Genomic DNA, 14,504 nt, shown 5'->3' with positions numbered 1-14,504 from the left:
TATGAGTTTCGTGAGGGGAATGTAGTATAAAAGATTTTTGAGGTTGTGGTGGTTGTCTTTTCGGTTTGTATTTTATTTTGAAGGCTGTCTCTTTCTTCTGGCGGTTTTCTGTTTACTTTACCCAGTTCTTTCACGACCGTCTCGGGCTACTGGTGGTCCTCAGTTTGCTACATCCACTGATTTCACAACCTTCTCACGCTTCTGCTGGTCCTCAGTTTGCTCCACCCACTTCTTTCACGACCGTCTCACGCTGCTGGCGGTCCTCAGTTTGCTCTACCCACTTCTTTCACGACCGTCTCACGATTCTGGCGGTCCTCAGTTTGCTCTACCCACTTCTTTCACGACCGTCATCCCTTTAAATGGAGACTCCGTTAAGATCCCGCCACATCACGTGGCCAACACGGAGTTGTTACTGGTCACGTAACAAAAAAAGGCAAATCTGCAATAAAACAGATTTGCCTTTTCCACTATATTAAGAAGAGTAGCTGTTAGAACGTGGCTTTCTTCCGCCACCTTCACCTTGACGACGCTTGCGATCGCCATCACGGCTATCGCGTCCTCCGCGGCCACCTTTGTTATAAGGCTTGCCAGAGCCTTTACGGTCTCCGCCACGACGGTTACGATCGCCACCGCGACCTCCACCACCGTTTCCTTTATTGAAACGTTTCATTGGTAGATTGTCTTCTGGTGTGATATCAACAGGAGTTTGATCTGGCTCTTTCGTCATAAGCTTGATTACAGCTGCAACTACTTGTGCTGGATCTTCCTCGCTGATTAATTGTTGAGCAAATGGTAGGTAATCTTGAACATTACCTTCTGCAAGTTGCTCTCTAATTTTTTCTAAAGCTAGCTTTTGTTGAACTTCTACCGCTTCATCCGCACTCGGTGGCTTCAGTGGAGACATACGCTTTTTCGTAGTGTTTTCTACGATACGTAGGTAACCCATTTCGCGTGGAGTTACAAAAGTCATTGCCATACCTTGTTTACCCGCACGACCAGTACGTCCGATACGGTGAACATAACTTTCAGGATCTTGAGGGATATCATAGTTGTAAACGTGTGTTACACCAGAGATATCAAGACCACGAGCAGCTACGTCTGTTGCTACAAGGACATCAATTTTACCTTCTTTAAACTTCTTCAGAACTGTCATACGACGAGCCTGTGTTAAGTCACCATGAATACCTTCTGCAGCGTAACCACGGATATTTAACGCACGAGCTAACTCATCAACACGGCGCTTTGTACGACCGAAGATGATAGCTAGTTCTGGAGATTGTGTATCTAAAAGACGAGCTAAGATATCAAACTTCTCACGCTCTGCAGCTTTTACGAAGAATTGCTCAATGTTTTCCACTGTCATTTCTTTCGCTTTTACTTTGATGATCTCAGGATTTGTCATGAAGCGCTCTGCAATACGACGAATCGGATCTGGCATTGTAGCTGAGAAAAGAAGTGTTTGTTTTGTTTCAGGGATATTAGAAAGAATGCTTTCAATATCTTCAATGAATCCCATGTTTAACATTTCATCTGCTTCATCAAGAATTAACGTGTGCACGTCTTTTAATTTCAGCGTACGACGGTTAATGTGATCAAGTAAACGACCTGGCGTACCCACAACGATTTGAGGGTTCTTTTTAAGAGAGCGAATTTGACGTCCGATGTCCGCTCCACCGTAAACAGAAAGTACACGAGCGCGTTTATGGTAACCAAGCTTGTAAAGCTCTTCAGAAACCTGAATCGCTAACTCACGTGTAGGTGCGATAATTACACCTTGAATATTAGGGTTGTTTACATCGATTTTCTCAATCAAAGGAATACCGAAAGCAGCCGTTTTACCAGTACCAGTCTGTGCTTGACCAATTACGTCTCTACCTTCTAAACTTACAGGAATTGTACCTGCTTGGATTGGTGTTGCTTCTTCAAAACCCATTTTTAAAACTGACTTTAATGTCAGTTCGCTTAAACCTAACTCTGAAAACTTAGTCAATGGTTCTCATTCTCCTTTAAAACGTTTTATATCAACCGTTCCACCGTTATCTATATTTACAGTTGCAACCCTTCAGCAATGTTGCGTTTTTTTATCCGTCGCAATTAAAGGTCCATCACATATTGAACGTAACTTATCTTAATTCATTATCCACAAAAATATCCCTAGTGTACATTGAATGTTGTGAACAAAAAAATAACCTCTCCTTGCGGAAGAGTTTCATAATCAATACTATGGGACGATGATATTGCTATGTTACCACTAAACATCTTCCTTTTCAATCTGACAACTACACTAAAAAGGAAATGTAAACGATTACTATTCCAGGAAAGACAACTTTTTTGTTAGGTAAAATAAGGGTTTACTGACATATGTGTTTTTTTCTTGTTTTTTCTTTTAGGAAAGTTTGTGAGCGGTTTAGACGTTTGTTTGGGATTGGTGAGAGGGGAGTGAACTTGCGGTTGGGTGAAGATCTTTATTTACGGAGCTGAGATTCCATAACATCATGGCTTGGGTGATTTGCCGGTGGTTGCTGTGCTTGCTTCCTGCGGCTTAAGCGCTTTTGTACACACGGGCAGCCTCACTTCTTAGCGGCTTCGCCGACTTGCCGCTGGTTCTGGTGCCTTCCACCTGCGGCTTAAGCGCTTTTGTCGCCTGAAGTACTTCTTTCCGATGGCGACTTAAGCCCTTTGTCGCCCGAGGCTCTCCTTTCCCATGGCGACTTAAGCCTTTTGTCGCCCGAGGCTCTCCTTTCCCATGGCGACTTAAACCCTTTGTCGCCCTACGCATTCCTTTCTCATGGCGACTTAAGCCCTTTATCGCCCGACGCACTCCTTTCTCATGGCGTCTTAAGCCCTTTGTCGCCCGAGGCTCTCCTTTCCAATGGCGACTTAAGCCTTTTGTCGCCCGAGGCACTCCTTTCTCATGGCGACTTAAGCCCTTTATCGCCCGACGCTCTCCTTTTTCATGCCGGCTTAAGCCCTTTAGCCGCCATCCAACGCCCACTTCAACACTATCTACATCCAAAAAAAGCCAAGCACCTCAAGGCACCTGACTTTTCCCCCTTCTATCTTCACGCTAAATGCTGATGCAAAAACTTTTCCACTCTTTCAAACAATACATCCCTGTTCGGCGATAAACAGATGACGTGCTTTGCTTCTTCGTCTAGGAACAATTCCTTTTCCTCCGACGCTATCTTTTTTGCTAAATAGATTGCACTGGACGGATCTACTACTGGGTCCCGCTTCCCCTGGGCGATAAAGGTTGGCGCTTCTACACAGGAGTAGCATGGTCTTGCCAGTCGGACCATTTTCATGAAAGCTAATGTGGCCTTCGATGGCGTTTGCCCTACTTTTTCTCGCATTCTTCTGTAAAACTCGTTTTCTTGCAATGTACCTTCTTTTCTTGCTTTTACTAGACCTATGGCGTCTCTACCAAACTCGATTGGCGAGACATATCTTGCCGCCGCACTCAGTAGTACCAGAGCTTGCACATCTTTCTTTGATGCTAACTCAATCGCCAGTAATCCACCCATGGAAAAGCCAACTACCGCTACTTGGTCGTGCTTACTAGCTAGTTCATCGTACGCATCGTTTACCTGCTTTACCCAAGCTTCTGCTGAAACTTGGTCGCTGACGCCGTTTTCTGAGTGGCCTTCTAAGGTTATTACCGAGATATCCCAATCTGTCTTATCACTTAAATAGGTTGCGAGCGGCTCCACTTCAAAGGGACCGCCTGTAAAGCCGTGGATACAAAGAAGTCCTACTGACACGTTGTGCACACTCCTTACTTTTTATAAAAGAAATTGAATCGTTTCTTCGACTTTCATGCCTCGAGAACCTTTAATTAATAGAAAATCTCCAGCTGTCACCGTCTCTTCTAAAAAGGCTTGTGCCGCTTTCTTGTCTTCAAAATGATGCACACGCTCTGCTGCTTGCTCCGCTGCACCTTTTGCAATCCAACCACCTAGTTCACCAAATGTGACAACTACGTCCACTTCATCCATTGGAATAGAGCGACCAACGTCCAAATGCAGCTCTTTTTCTTGATCTCCTAGCTCTAAAGCATCCGCTAAGACCACGATTTTTCTGCCATCTTCTAATGGGAAGGCTGCTAAAAATTCGATGGCCGCTTTCATGGATGTAGCACTAGCATTGTACGCATCGTTTAAAATGGTAACACCACGCTTACCGTTTACCAGTTGCATACGCATAGGCGTTAACTCAATGGCTGCTAATCCACCTTGGATCTCACTTTCCTCATACCCTAACTCTTTCGCTATAGAAATCGCTGCTAATGCGTTCGATACGTTGTGTTGTCCTAGCACCGGCATGTGGAATCTACTTTCATAGCCATTCACTTGGAAAGAAGTACCCGTTGTAGTCATCTCTTCTGCAGAAGAATGCAAGTCATTCTCCGTTTTTCTTCCGAATGTTTTCACAGCATATTCGCGCGGATCATCCATATGCCTTGTTAAAAGTGGTTCGTCCCCACATAAAAATAACGTTCCACTAGTGTCTAAGCCTTCTGCAATTTCTAATTTAGCTTCAGAAATCCCATGTCTTGAACCTAATTCTTGCATGTGCGATTCTCCAATATTTGTCACAACGGCAAAGTCTGGTCTCGCAAGCTTTGTTAAGAAGCGAATTTCTCCTCTTGCACTCATGCCCATCTCAACGATCGAGATATCCGTGTCTTCTTCTAAGTCTAGTAATGTTAAAGGGACACCTAGATGGTTGTTGTAATTCCCTTTTGTTTTCTGTACTTTTGCTTTTACTCCCAACACACTCGCAATCATATCTTTCGTCGTAGTTTTTCCGTTACTCCCCGTAATTGCTACGACTTTTAAAGTAAGGCTATCCCGATACGCTTTTGAGAGTTGTTGAAGAGCGATTTCTGGATCTTCCACTTCAATAATGACACCGTTAGAAGGCATGCCGTCTGTCCCTTTTTTCCAAAATGAAGCTGTTACACCTTTATCAAAAGAAGGTGCAACAAATTCATGCCCATCCACGTTTGCACCAGGTAGTGGAACAAATAGACTTCCTTCTCTCGCAGTTCGAGAATCTATTGTCACATGGTCAATCACTTCGTCTAAACGGTCTTGTGCGTTATGTACTGTGTGAGAGAATGGCAGTAGTGCTACTAAGTCTCTAATTGTTTTTTTCAAAAGAATGACCTCCTTTTAAAAAGAAGCGAGGACTGCTCCTCACTTCTTCATTATTATTCCATTGTGTGTTGAATTTGTTGTTTTTCTTCATAGCGAGAAAGAGCTAACGATACCAACTTCTCGATTAAGTCTGGATATTCTACACCTGCGTGTTTCCATAATAATGGGAACATACTGAATGGAGTAAATCCAGGCATTGTGTTTACTTCGTTGATGACAATTTGCCCATCTTCTGTTAAAAAGAAATCAGCACGCACTAAGCCCGCGCAGTCTAGAGCTTTATATGCCACGATTGCTTTTTCTTTAACTTCTTTCACGATTTCTTCTGATAGTTGAGCTGGGATAATCATTGCTGTATCGCCATCTACATACTTCGCTTTGTAGTCATAGAAATCTTTCGTCGGTACAATTTCACCCACGACAGAACACGCTGGCTTCTCGTTACCTAATACTCCCACTTCTATTTCACGAGCAACGACACCTTGTTCAACGATAATACGACGGTCAAATTTTAACGCTTCGTTCATTGCCGCTATTAGCCCTTCTCGGTTAGAAGCTTTGCTGATTCCTACGCTAGAACCAAGGTTAGCAGGTTTGACGAAACAAGGATAGCCTAGGTGATTCTCCATCTCTTCTATTATAGCTGTTTGGTTTTCTTTCCACTCATGCTTTGTGGTCGCAACGTAGTTCACTTGCTCTAATCCAGCTTGAGCAAATAGATTTTTCATTACAATTTTATCCATACCAGCTGCTGATGCTAGTACGCCATTTCCAACGTAAGGAACGTTTAATAGTTCTAGCATTCCTTGCACGGTACCATCTTCTCCGTTTGGTCCGTGTAATAACGGGAATACAACGGTTGGTTGGTCTGCTTGATCTGTATCTTGGAAAATAGAAAGAGCAGATAAAGTAGCCTGCTCGTTTGAAAACTGAAGCTTTTTCACATCGTCCACTGGTCCATCAATCTGGGGACCACGAACCCACTCGCCTTTAGAAGTAATGTATATCGGTGTTATATCGTATTTTGCTTTATCTACAGCGGAAATTACCGCTTTAGCTGTTTGTAAGGACACTTCATGTTCTGCGGATTTTCCGCCATATACTAAATATAAGGATGTTTTCATTGTCTACTCCTCCATATGATTATCACTGTCTATTTTATCATGTTTTTACTAGGATATCAGCGACCTACCTAATCCGTTACAATACTATATGCAAGGCATTTCGTCCACTTTCTTTTGCACTGTTTTTACTGGCACTTATCCAGCCATCTTTAAGCCCATTACACCAACAATAATCATGCTGACAAAAAGGATTTTGCGCCAGTCTTTTTTCTCCCCAAAAAAGATCATCCCAAATATAACGCCACCAGCTGCTCCTATTCCAGTCCAAATCCCATATCCTAAACCAAGTGGGATGGACTCAAGTGCTTTTGATAATAAAAAGAAGCTAGTTAGTCCAGAAGCAAGTGTTAAAACCAAATAAATCTTTTTGGTAAATCCATCCGATAACTTCATAAACGTTACAAGTCCAACTTCAAATAGTCCTGCCAAAATTAAATACATCCATGCCATTATGATTTCGCCTCCTCTTTATCCCCGTCTACTAGCTTTAAGCCGATTATGCCTGCAATCAACACTAGTAAAAAGAAGAGTTTGAAGAACGAGAACGATTCTTGAAAATATAAAATACCAACAACCGCTGACCCAGCTGCGCCTATTCCTGTGAACACTGCATAAGCCGTACCAATAGATAACAATTTAAGTGCCTTTGCGAAAAAGTAAAAACTAACTATGATAGCTACTAACGTAACAGCAGTCATGCCAGGACGAGTAAATCCTTCTGATAATTTTAAGCCTGTCGCCCACACCACTTCTACGATTCCGCCTAGAATCAAATAAAACCAAGCCATCTCATTTTTCCTCCTTAAGTAATGCTTCTAACGTCGCCCAAGCTGATACAATACGTTGTTGAAGTTCTTCATCTTCATACAGTCTCTGTTCTAAAAGCAAACCATCCATCAATGCGTAGAAAGAATGAATCCAATTTTCTTCTAGAACCAATAACTCTAGTTCCCTTAACGTTTGCACTAATTCATGCGACATCATCGTTTCCACATGAATAACCATCTGTTTAATATCTTTTTCTAAATGCTCTGGCGGGAAAAATAATGCTCGTAGATAAAAAGCACGCTCTAGTTCCCTACCATTCGGATCCGTGTAAAATGTAAATATGGCTTTTAAGCGTTCTTTTCCTCGTTGATCCTTCATCGCCCGTTTCATCGTCTCTTCTTCTTTTTTCATTACTTCGGAAAAAGCTGTTAAGAACAAATCATCTTTCGACTCCACATGCGCATATAAAGAAGGGGTCTTCATCCCAGCTGCTTTGGCAATCATGGATAAAGAAGCACCGTCATACCCTTTCTCAGCGAAAAGTCTCATCGCTTCTGTGATAACTGTTTGCTTTGACATCGTTACACCTCATTTACCTAACGAACGTTAGTTAGTATACGCATACTATACGTCGCTATGACTTTTCTGTCAATGAAAGGAGATTCCTCTAAATGCAGGCCACACCACGAGGCTGACGATGAGTTGTTACTGGTCACATAACAAAATAACCTACCGGCTGTAACAACCGATAGGCTATAACTATCTAAACCACTGAATATATTTCTTTGTTATCTTGGTAAAAGGACCGTTAAATAGTTTTTCTCTCCAATATAAGTCGGATGTTTTTTGGACTGCACCCGCACGATTCGGATATGGATAGATCATTCTGGAAAGGGAGCCTATCTTCTGTTTTTTTTGTACAGCGTACACAACTGTCTGCATCCAATCACCCGCTCCCACTCCAAGTGCATGGGCACCAATAATCGTTCCGTCTTTTTTCGTAATCATTTTGACGATTCCTTCTGTACGGTGCTCAGCGATAAAACGGTCCACCTCATCCAAGGACGATTTATAAATGTTGATATTCTCTTTTCCAAAACGTTGCACGGCACTCTCTTCTGTTAACCCCATTTGGAACCACTCCGGATCCGTAAAAGTAATCCAAGGGAAAGATTCGTACGATAGCTTAGATGGTATTCCTAATACGGCAGTTTGCACCACTGCTTTTCCTTCCATTCCAGCAGCATGCGTAAAGCCATATTGACCGTTGACATCACCAATTCCAAAGATCGTTGGAATGGAACTACGACCATATCGGTCTATTAATATATGTCCTCTTTCGTCCACCTTTACGCCAACTCCATCGAGGTTAAGTTCTCTCGTGTTTGGTTTACGACCAGCAGCAACAATAATTTCATCAACCTCAAGAGTGAAAGTAGTGGTTTGATCACGTAGAGCAATTATTTTCCCTTCATTGGTGGTAGATATCTTCTCCACATCTGTTGAAGTAAACACAGTCATTTCTCGCTCTAAAAGCTCTGTTACTTTCCCCACCAATTCCTTGTCACCAGTCTTTCCTAGCGTTTTACCTCTTTCTACTAGCGTGACTTCGCTTCCTAGTCTAGCAAATGCTTGAGACAATTCCATCCCAATAGCTCCTCCACCGATGACTAGAAGACGCTTTGGTAGTTGTTTCATGGTGAAAACTGTCTCATTCGTCCAGTAATGAATGTCTTTTAAACCTTCTATTGGCGGAATAAATGGACTTGAACCAGTTGCTACCACCACTCTTTTTCCTTCTATTGTCTTACTTTCTCCGACTTTTATTTTCGTAGACGTGATAAAGCTTGCCGCTCCAAAGAGAACATCTACACCTAGCTTTTCAAAGCGGTCTGGATCATCGTGTTCTTGAATGGTACGGATAGAGCTTTGTACTTGTTCCATCACTTTTTCTACATTAATATCTCCGGACACATCCATTCCAAACTTGGTAGTCTTCCTGGCTTCTGCCACTTGATTTGCAATAGAAATTAGGGCTTTGGAAGGAACACATCCGAAATGTAGACAGTCTCCTCCGAGAAGTTTTGACTTCTCTACTAGTGCTACCTTCGCACCCAGAGAACTTGCTCCTGCTGCAACTGTTAAACCTGCTGCTCCTCCACCAATAACTATGATGTCATACATGCTATATCTCCCCCGTTACGACAATATCTTTTTTGCTTCTAAGAAACGCTGCATTCCTGTGAATAGTTCGATTGCAAAAAATAGTAGCGTTGACCACAGTAAAATAGAAGGGAATAAAATCATGATGCTGAATAAAACAAACCCTTCCGTTCGCTCGGCTATTCCAGCTTGATAATAGAATGATTTCATTCCTTGCTTTTCTGTCACTGCTCCTACAGTTAAGAAGATGGTCATGGAAACGATGATGGAAACACTTAGTAATAAAAGTGCCCACATGACGTCTGGATAGCGAAATGCCAGTCCTAGGATGACACTGATTTCTACTATTCGATCAAACGTTACATCCATTACTGTACCGAATGGAGACGGCTTTGTTAGGCGTGCCATACTGCCATCTACTACATCTAGAAATCCGGAAAACCACAGAGCAAACAATGCGATAAATGGCATATCCCAATAAATGAAGAAACCTGTATAGGAGCCAATAATAAATGCTATTACTGTTACTTGATTGGCTGATAGCCCTAATTTTAAAAGCCATTTGGCACTGTATGTGAAAATTGGTTGAACATATTTTCTTGCATGTGTGTCTAACATTTTCTTTCTCCGATCTTATACTTTTTTCCACTTTCTTTGGATTACTATCGGTATAACCGTCACAAGGAAAAACAATACAACAGCTAATAGAATAGTTGACCAGTCTCCAGAGGTAAAAGAAGAGCCTAAAAAACTATAAACGAAAGTGCCTGGCAGTATTCCTAGGAATGTTGCCAGCATGAAATTCCAGAATGGTACTCGGGTTGCACCCGCTACATAACCAATCAGATCAAAGTGGACTACTGGGATTAACCTTATCCAAAAAATGTACCAGAATCCCTGTTCGTCCAGCTTCTTCTGGAAATTAGGGAACTTTTGCAAAGGATCAATTTTTAAAAATTTCCCCAAACCACCGTACGTCATCCCATATGCAACTGCACTACTTCCCATCGCACCAAGGATGATTAGGAGCCACCCTAGCCAAGCTCCAAACACTAATCCAGCGGTCAAGGAAAGGATGGAGGCTGGAAAAAGAATAAGCGGACGAAACGTATAGGCAACGACAAAGATGACTGGAGCCCAAATCCCAAACGATTGTAACCAGTTTTTAATAGCTGTTGGGGAGATATCTTGAATGTGTGGAAATAGAAAGTAAAACAAAATTGCTACCACAATAACAATACTTAATAGGAAAATTTTTTTCATCCGTTATCGTCCTTCTCTAAAAATTCTACAGCTTCTTTTGGAAACGTAAGATAGCCTTTTTGACCTTCTTCCAACCTTATACCTTTTACTAAAACATTGGCGTCAAGTTCTGCTACTTGGATGTATGCATATATTCCTTCTTCTTTTGCAATGGTTCGTATTACATTACCCGCAAAATGTGTGTTGGTTGGGGGTGTGGTATCCCACATAAGGTGTTTTTGACGAATAAAGCCACCAGTGGGTAACGGAATACCTTCTCCCAAAGACTTTAAAATTTGCTCATGTTTTGGCTTTTCTTTTAGTTCTTCCGATGTACCCACTTGCACCACTTGTCCTTCTTCGACCCAAGCGATTTTGTCTCCAATAATAGTTCCTTCCTCCATATCATGTGTCACAAAGATGGCAGTTGTTTGCTGCTCTTTAAGAAACGTTCGTAACCATAGCCGTAAATCTTCTCTTGTAGATGGATCAAGCGCACTAAAAGGTTCATCTAACAGTAATAGAGACGGCGATGCTGCCAAAGAACGAACGAATGCTACTCGTTGTTGTTGCCCACCAGATAACGTGTTCGGGTAAACCGTTTCATAGCTTTGTAATCCGACTGCTTCTAACCACTCTTTCACAGATCGGGTCTTTTTCTTAGAAGCTTGCATGGCAAAAGCAATATTCTCTCCGACTGTTAACTGTGGAAATAATAGTGGTTGTTGAAACACCATACCTACACCACGTTCTTGTGCGGGTATAGTGGTGACGTCTTGCCCGTTAATTAGGATGTTCCCCGATGTTACCGATTCTAATCCAGCTAAAACGCGAAGGAGCGTTGTCTTCCCAGCTCCTGATGAACCTAGTAAACTGATAATCTCTCCTTTTTCTATTGTAAAAGAGACGTTTTCTAAAAGATTTTTATCTTTTACTGTTTTAGTAATATTGCTCACTTCTACATAGCTCATGTTAACCACCTCTTTTTCAACGTTGAGAAGAGTATCCGAAATAATAGTTCGTGCAGTAAAAAGAAGAAGATTGGTAGTAGCGCAAATAACAAGGCAAACGCCGTCACCATCGTATCATCAATGGAATTAGCGTATGGAAAAAAGATCAGAGCTAACGTAATCACATTTCCTCCACCAATGATTGCCGTTAGCGCATACTGACTTAAGCTAATGACGGTTGTTAAAAAGACGATACTTCGAATAGTCGGCAATAGCATTGGTAGTTCAATGAGGAAAAGGGTTCTAGCATTGGACGGATGCAACAACATCCCTTGCTCTCTCCACTTCTGTCCCATTCTCTCCATTCCTGAACGCATCATAGTAATGGCATAAGGTAACGTAGGTAGTAAGTGAATTATCACCACTCCGAGTATGGTATCAGCAATCCCCATTTTAATTAAGATTATTTGTAAACCTATTGCGATTGCGATAACAGGCAGTAGTAAGGGAGAAAATAAGAGCAATTCGATCGCACTCTTCCCTTTCCACTCTTTAAATGCTAATACTCGTCCTGCTAAAAAGGCACACACTAACGTAATCCAGATGACAAGAAAGGTAATGTAAATGGTAGTCCACAATGCTTCTATTAATAAAACATCTTGAAAAATCGTTCGGTATCCTCGTATGGTCCAATCTGACACATCCAGTTCTCCAAAGGTTAAAAACCCGGTAAAACTTTTCCAAACGAGTAGAAGCAGCGGAAAAATACTGCCTAGAACCGCAAAGAACCAAATATTTGTAGGTGTTCTCATGCACTATTCACCAACCTTTGTCGCATCGTTCTTGCTTTCCTAAAGCCAAACCAAGCCATGATTCCCATTGTTATGGTTAAGCTGACAGCTAGCGCATAGCCAAGTGGACGATTAGCAACATTGCCGCCGTAAAACCAATCAAATAGTAAAACACCAAGCGCTTTTTGTTCTGAGGAACCTACTAAAGCAGGCACTTCATATCCAACAAAGATAAAAGCGACTAAGATAAGTAAAATCTCTAAAAGAGTAGGGGCAATCCATGGGAGCTCTGCGATTTTAAATACCTTCCATTTAGAAGCACCCAGTAAAGACGCTTGTTCTTTGTATCTCGTATCCATTTCTACATATGCTGGTAGTAACATTAAAATAACAAAAGGAACCTCTTTCCAAACGTAAGTAATAATTGTTCCAATTCCCCACTTGTCCTGTACTAACAATGGAAACGATTCTCTGTTTTCTACTAAACCGATTTCAACTAACGTAATAGATATGACACCACTAGGATTTACTAGTAAATAGACCATGTAAGCCCAAACAAAGTGTGGAAACATCATTGGAATCCATATGATGAGTCTATTAGATGCTTTCTTTAAATAAGGGACGGTCACTTTGCAAATTCCCCAGCCAATAAGAATGGAGAGAATAGTAGATACTAGTGTAATCCATATTGTGAACCCTAGTGACTTCAAAAATACTGGATTCTGGTACAGTTCCATATAATACATAAGCGGATGTTGATTTGCAGCTAGGCTGTTTTGTAGTGCTTTTAAGAAACCAGCTGTACTTAATATACCGATAATGAAAATAGAAGGGGCTAACCAGAGCCAGCCCCTACTTTTCTTATTATTTTCGTTCATTGTTCCACTTCTCTTCAATTAATGTAACGTAAGCCGCATCTACTTCCGGTTGAAATACTTCCTCTAGTTCCTCTGCAGGAAGGACGCTTTCCCCTCTATAGATAGATTCCAATTTACTCTTTTCTTCTGGCTTTAACGACTCTACGTTTAAAGGGGTATTTTCTCCCCAATACGTAGGGCGGAGTTTCTCTAATTGTGCGTCAACGGAAAGAAATTCGTTAATAGCAACTAAACTTGCTGGGATATTAGGAGAATTAGTTGGTATCGCCAAATAGTGATGGTTACCAATCGAACCTTCTTCTAATACAAACGTTTTCGTTGTTTCAGGGAAAATACCTTTTTCCATGAAATGTTCCGCTCTAGCTTCATTGTACCCCATAGACATCCATACCTCACCTTGTGCGTATAGGCGATCTAATTCTTCTAAACTAGTTGGATACGTTTCCCCTTTTCTCCACAAGTTAGGTTGCCACTCTTCTAAACGTTCCATCATTATTGGCCATGCTTCCTCTATGACTTCTTCTGGGGTACCGTTTTGTAGTTTCTCCAAGCCTACTGCGTCGTAAAGAAGATGTCGCAGAAATGCGTTACCAGTGAAATCAGATGGGTCTGGAAACGTAAATTTCCCAGGGTTTTCTTTTATCCATTGGTCCAGCTCCACCAGGGACGCAGGTGGACGTTGGACGTTCTTTTCGTCGTATTGAAAAACAAATTGAACTTTCCCCCATGGAGCTTCTAGACCATCAACCGTCTGTCCAAAATCAATGGAAAACTGATCTTTTGACGGAGCATAGTTAGATTCATAGACTGGGAGTGTCTCTAAGAAGGGGCCGTATAGTAATTCTTCTTCTTTCGCTAAGGCAAAATTCTCGCCATTGATCCAGACTAAGTCAATCGTCCCTGCCTTCTTTCCAGCTTCCTTTTCCGTTTGGAGCTTTTGAAGAATTTCAGGCGTGTCCATCGGAATTCTCTTAATTGTAATGCCATGCTTTTCTAGGCGCGGTTTCATGTATTCATCGATATAACGATTTATCCCTTCATCGCCACCCCAAAGGAACATGCGAACTTCTTGACCGGAAGCAGCTTCTTTTACTTCTGTCCAACTCATTTGTTGAACCTCGGTTGGAGAATAAGATTGTGTGTTGGAACATCCCACTAGGATCAGTGCGGAAAGGCATAAAGTGATGATTTTTTTCACAAAGTGTTCCTCCTGTAGGTTTTTTGCAGTGCCAGTAGACTCATTGAAGTATACGAATTAAATGTATGTTTAGATCAATTCCTGCATTCAACGTACCATAAGTATTTTGTTTTCTACAAAATTTAATGTACCACTATTATAGCTCTCAAAACTTTATCGTAACTGTAATCTCTTTTTGCGATAATGTTTTGAGGCCTATAATAGAAAGATAAAGGGAATCCTGAGAATATA

The 14,504-nt window shown here is 41.6% G+C and carries 14 protein-coding genes; all 14 read right to left on the bottom strand.

Translation table 11 applies throughout. The annotated features are described in order from the left end of the window. Window positions 1-472: 472 nt before the first annotated feature. On the bottom strand, window positions 473-1,990 hold the full coding sequence (gene cshA, locus G8O30_RS15200) for a degradosome RNA helicase CshA (protein ID WP_239672862.1): 1,518 nt from the start codon (window positions 1,988-1,990) through the stop codon (window positions 473-475). Window positions 1,991-3,062: 1,072 nt separating this feature from the next. Beyond that, on the bottom strand, window positions 3,063-3,761 hold the full coding sequence (locus G8O30_RS15195) for an alpha/beta hydrolase (protein WP_239672861.1): 699 nt from the start codon (window positions 3,759-3,761) through the stop codon (window positions 3,063-3,065). A 21-nt stretch (window positions 3,762-3,782) separates the two neighbouring features. Further along, entirely contained in the window at window positions 3,783-5,159 is a 1,377-nt protein-coding gene (locus tag G8O30_RS15190) for a UDP-N-acetylmuramoyl-tripeptide--D-alanyl-D-alanine ligase (protein ID WP_239672860.1), read from the bottom strand. A 53-nt stretch (window positions 5,160-5,212) separates the two neighbouring features. After that, window positions 5,213-6,283, bottom strand: a complete 1,071-nt coding sequence (locus G8O30_RS15185) for a D-alanine--D-alanine ligase (protein ID WP_239672859.1) — start codon at window positions 6,281-6,283, stop codon at window positions 5,213-5,215. Between the two features lie 135 nt (window positions 6,284-6,418). Beyond that, window positions 6,419-6,733 (bottom strand): DMT family transporter, encoded by a 315-nt coding sequence (locus tag G8O30_RS15180; RefSeq protein WP_239672858.1) that lies wholly within the window; start codon window positions 6,731-6,733, stop codon window positions 6,419-6,421. After that, the gene (locus G8O30_RS15175) at window positions 6,733-7,071 is read right to left on the bottom strand and encodes a DMT family transporter (RefSeq protein WP_239672857.1); all 339 of its coding nucleotides are present in this window, start codon (window positions 7,069-7,071) and stop codon (window positions 6,733-6,735) included. Before G8O30_RS15175 ends, G8O30_RS15180 begins: the two co-directional genes overlap by 1 nt. Before the next feature lies 1 nt (window position 7,072). Continuing rightward, window positions 7,073-7,630 carry a TetR/AcrR family transcriptional regulator gene (locus G8O30_RS15170; RefSeq protein WP_239672856.1) on the bottom strand — a complete coding sequence of 186 codons (558 nt, stop codon included), beginning with the start codon at window positions 7,628-7,630 and terminating at the stop codon, window positions 7,073-7,075. A 180-nt stretch (window positions 7,631-7,810) separates the two neighbouring features. After that, window positions 7,811-9,235, bottom strand: coding sequence for a dihydrolipoyl dehydrogenase family protein (locus tag G8O30_RS15165; protein WP_239672855.1), 1,425 nt, complete (start codon window positions 9,233-9,235; stop codon window positions 7,811-7,813). A gap of 15 nt (window positions 9,236-9,250) precedes the next feature. Then, window positions 9,251-9,832 carry a CDP-alcohol phosphatidyltransferase family protein gene (locus tag G8O30_RS15160; protein ID WP_239672854.1) on the bottom strand — a complete coding sequence of 194 codons (582 nt, stop codon included), beginning with the start codon at window positions 9,830-9,832 and terminating at the stop codon, window positions 9,251-9,253. A 15-nt stretch (window positions 9,833-9,847) separates the two neighbouring features. Further along, window positions 9,848-10,477 (bottom strand): TVP38/TMEM64 family protein, encoded by a 630-nt coding sequence (locus G8O30_RS15155; RefSeq protein ID WP_239672853.1) that lies wholly within the window; start codon window positions 10,475-10,477, stop codon window positions 9,848-9,850. After that, complete coding sequence (locus tag G8O30_RS15150) at window positions 10,474-11,427, bottom strand: ABC transporter ATP-binding protein (protein ID WP_239672852.1); 954 nt, start codon at window positions 11,425-11,427, stop codon at window positions 10,474-10,476. The genes G8O30_RS15155 and G8O30_RS15150 overlap by 4 nt, the downstream gene beginning before the upstream one ends. Further along, window positions 11,424-12,218, bottom strand: coding sequence for an ABC transporter permease (locus G8O30_RS15145; RefSeq protein WP_239672851.1), 795 nt, complete (start codon window positions 12,216-12,218; stop codon window positions 11,424-11,426). The genes G8O30_RS15150 and G8O30_RS15145 overlap by 4 nt, the downstream gene beginning before the upstream one ends. Beyond that, window positions 12,215-13,075: an ABC transporter permease gene (locus G8O30_RS15140; RefSeq protein WP_239672850.1), complete on the bottom strand. Its 861-nt coding sequence runs from the start codon at window positions 13,073-13,075 to the stop codon at window positions 12,215-12,217. Before G8O30_RS15140 ends, G8O30_RS15145 begins: the two co-directional genes overlap by 4 nt. Continuing rightward, the gene (locus G8O30_RS15135) at window positions 13,062-14,273 is read right to left on the bottom strand and encodes an ABC transporter substrate-binding protein (protein ID WP_239672849.1); all 1,212 of its coding nucleotides are present in this window, start codon (window positions 14,271-14,273) and stop codon (window positions 13,062-13,064) included. The genes G8O30_RS15140 and G8O30_RS15135 overlap by 14 nt, the downstream gene beginning before the upstream one ends. Window positions 14,274-14,504: the final 231 nt, after the last annotated feature.

The sequence above is a fragment of the Mangrovibacillus cuniculi genome (genome assembly GCF_015482585.1).
Taxonomy (GTDB): Bacteria; Bacillota; Bacilli; order Bacillales; family R1DC41; genus Mangrovibacillus; species Mangrovibacillus cuniculi.
This window is presented reverse-complemented; position numbering and strand designations above follow the sequence as displayed.